Source organism: Labrys sp. F242 (genome assembly GCF_057813875.1).
Window position 1 is genome coordinate 1 of the sequence record NZ_JBVASG010000052.1, and the last position, 286, is coordinate 286.

At 62.9% G+C, this 286-nt stretch carries 1 pseudogene; it reads right to left on the bottom strand.

The features are described 5' to 3' along the window. Nucleotides 1–286: pseudogene (locus ACZYTC_RS34405) on the bottom strand (HlyD family secretion protein); the annotation flags it as partial.

Genomic DNA, 286 nt, shown 5'->3' on the forward strand with positions numbered 1-286 from the left:
GCGACCCATATGCTGTTCGCGTCGATGAAGGTCAAAGCCGCCTGACCCGTGCCGATCACCTGGCCCACGCCGAGCTGGAGATTGGTGACGACGCCGTCCGACGGAGCAATGACGGTGGTATGGAGCAGATTGAGCCGGGCGCGCTCAAGCACGGCTAGTGCTTCCTTGAACTGCGGATTGTCGTTGCCTTGCGGCCCTAGCTGCTCGCGCGCTTTGGCGAGGTCTGCTTCGGCGCCCGTTACGGTCGCTTCCGAAACGCCAAGGGCCGAATTGGCTTCGTCAAGCT